Annotated in this window: 5 protein-coding genes; all 5 read left to right on the plus strand. The window is 38.9% G+C overall.

Features of this window, described 5'->3' with window-relative positions:
- Window positions 1–783: HNH endonuclease signature motif containing protein (locus tag H5186_RS23220; RefSeq protein ID WP_182795023.1), on the plus strand; the 783-nt coding region annotated here is incomplete at its 5' end.
- A 2-nt stretch (window positions 784–785) separates the two neighbouring features.
- Entirely contained in the window at window positions 786–1,253 is a 468-nt protein-coding gene (locus H5186_RS22320; protein ID WP_182740456.1) for a YrhA family protein, read from the plus strand.
- A gap of 24 nt (window positions 1,254–1,277) precedes the next feature.
- Window positions 1,278–1,613 carry a DUF600 domain-containing protein gene (locus tag H5186_RS22325; RefSeq protein WP_182719716.1) on the plus strand — a complete coding sequence of 112 codons (336 nt, stop codon included), beginning with the start codon at window positions 1,278–1,280 and terminating at the stop codon, window positions 1,611–1,613.
- Window positions 1,614–1,837: 224 nt separating this feature from the next.
- Window positions 1,838–1,987 carry a hypothetical protein gene (locus tag H5186_RS22330; RefSeq protein ID WP_182740481.1) on the plus strand — a complete coding sequence of 50 codons (150 nt, stop codon included), beginning with the start codon at window positions 1,838–1,840 and terminating at the stop codon, window positions 1,985–1,987.
- A 7-nt stretch (window positions 1,988–1,994) separates the two neighbouring features.
- The coding region (locus H5186_RS22335; RefSeq protein ID WP_182795024.1) for a GAD-like domain-containing protein at window positions 1,995–2,642 on the plus strand (648 nt) is incomplete at its 3' end.

The following is a 2,642-nucleotide window of genomic DNA, read 5'->3' on the forward strand; positions in this document are numbered from 1 at the left end:
AAAATAAACTGGCAAGACTTAGGCAAACAAGCCGCCAGTGAAGTCAAAGCAATTATTAAAAGCTTTAGAGATACCTTGCAAGATATTTCAACTAGCTGGAAATACGACCTCCTACTGCCAGACTCGGCCATTGACGGCATGCAAGCCATGGTCAAACAGCTTGATGAAGTCACCCCAAAAATAGACCAAGGCGTAAGAAACGCCGCAAATGAAATTGGCAATCGCGTAAACAAAGCCCTCGATGAGTTTGAGCCACCGGCAAGTACAGGTGTAGTGGGCAAACCGAAGAAAACCGTTGCCAATGAGCTTGAGCCGCCGAAAGGGAATGATTTAAAGGGGGCTAAAGGTGAGTTTATTGGTTCATACAAAGGGAAAAATTTAGTCCTCAAAAATGTAGAATTTAAAAAGATTGATTACTTAAAGCGTGATCGAGCTGAGTACAAAGCTTTGCGAAGTAAGTTTGATAATGGTGTTCGCAAAAAATTTCTTGAAGAATTATCTGATAATAAAGATATATTATCCCAATTAGATAAACTTGGTGTTTCTTCAAGTGATATAGCAAAATTAAAGGCAGGACGTGTACCAAATGGCTGGCAAGTTCACCATAAACTTCCTTTAGATGATGGTGGAACAAATGACTTTAGCAACTTAGTACTCATCAGAAATAGCCCAGAGCACTCAGCTTTCACGACTTTTCAAAAAAGAGCTACTAATGGGCTAGAAATTGGTGATGTAAAATCAACAGAGTGGCCATTTCCAAAAGGGAATGTATATCCGAGGTAACTATGAAAAATGTAAATGAATTAATTAATTACCTGATAGAGAAAAACTCAGAAGAGCAAACTCACTTTGGCGAAGGTTTTTTTCTAACGCCTATCAGTTTGGATGAGGTAAAGGCTTTTAGTGCGTATTTCACCAAAGCCTTCAAGTTTCAACCTCCAAGTGAATTTTTAGATCTATTAAAAATATCAAATGGCTTTTCTATAAATGGATTAAATCTCTATAGTGCTAAAGAACAAAATGAACCATATTACTTAGCTGGAATTATTGAAGCCAATCAAGAATTTCATGTAGAAGAATCTTTACGTAATTTCGTCGCTTTTTGTGATGAAAGCAGCTCAAGGGTGGTTTATCACTTAGAGGTAAATCAATTTCAGATTGTAGACTCTTTCACGTGGGAAGAGCTAGAAAGTTTCCCGACTTTAACTTTGGCGATAAGCTCTTTACTTAAAACAGCAAATATTTTTGAATAAATCAAACAACGCTAAGGACAGCATATGCAACCAAATATTAAAAACATCTCGCATCACCTAGGTCAGTACCTTTATCAGCAAATAAAAGAGCCGTGGCTTGAAGCACAACTTATTTTAAACTGCGAAGATGAAAGCGAGCTTGAATGCAAAGATCATTATCAAACTGCTGCTGATACAAGCGAACAGCCGATTACCGTGACAGACGAGATAGTCGATTTATTCAACACCCTATTTGTGAATGCCACTAAACACCAACCAGAAAACTGGACGCGCGCCATTTTTACCATTAATCGCCAAGGCCAATTTAATCTCAATTTTGAGCGTGAAAATACCGTTCATGAAGTAATCACAGCGCAGTAAATGTACTCATTGATAACTTGAATTCAAGTAAAAATAACCCCGCTTTTTAACAACATGGATGTTGTAAGGCTGAGCGCTAGAATCGTTTAAGATTAGTGTTTAGCCATACATTTTTGCGTGCCTGCACAACACATCCACAGACACCATTTAGCTGTTAGTTATGCACTCTCATTCCGCTCGCTTCAACATGGTAACGACCATTGCAACGGCTCTTTAGGTCCGCAGTGGGCCAAAGCAGAGCTATAGGAAGTAAAAAAGGGGATAAAACACGCGTGCAATTAATGGATGAGCAAATAGAAAAAGCATTTAAAAAACATGGGCCAAATGCTAAGTTAAACATTCAACTTGAGCGCTGCCCGTTAAACAAAAAGTAGAGAGCCCATGATAGAAACGAATGATGACGCCTTAGATTATTTTCTAAGCAAATTTAGGCAACCAACAACAACTGTACCTGCGACTACCGGTGATATAGAAGCGTATCGAGGGAAACTGCCTGACCAGCTACTTGAATACTGGCAAATACTCGGTTTTAGCGGCTTTGCCGATGGTTTATTTTGGCTGACAAATCCAGCGGATTATCAAGACATTCTTGACCGGTTTTTAGAAGACACCCCGTTTGAGCAAGATGATATTTATTATGTTATAGCGCGTAATGCCTGGGGGAAGCTTCAGGTCTACGGCGAGAAAACAGGTGTATCACTTAAAATCAGCCCGCACCTTAACTGGATAACGACAAGCGAAGGAAGTGAGCAAGATATTAAAGCTGGTAAAACTGAGCGGACAATAAAAAATTTTATAGCATTTCAAAGCCCTGAGCGACTTGATATTAAAAACAACCAAAGGAAACCACTTTTCCCTGCGGCATTAAAAAAACATGGCCCACTCAATGCTGATGAAGTGTACAGCTTTGCGCCATTTTTATTTATGGGTGGCGAGAAAAAAATCAAGAATATTGAAAAGTGCGATATTTTTGCCCATTTGAATTTAATTGCCGACATGGGTGATATGGAAATTATTGATATGGCTTCT

It is taken from the genome of Pseudoalteromonas sp. SG41-2, assembly GCF_014164535.1.
Lineage (GTDB): Bacteria > Pseudomonadota > Gammaproteobacteria > Enterobacterales > Alteromonadaceae > Pseudoalteromonas > Pseudoalteromonas rhizosphaerae.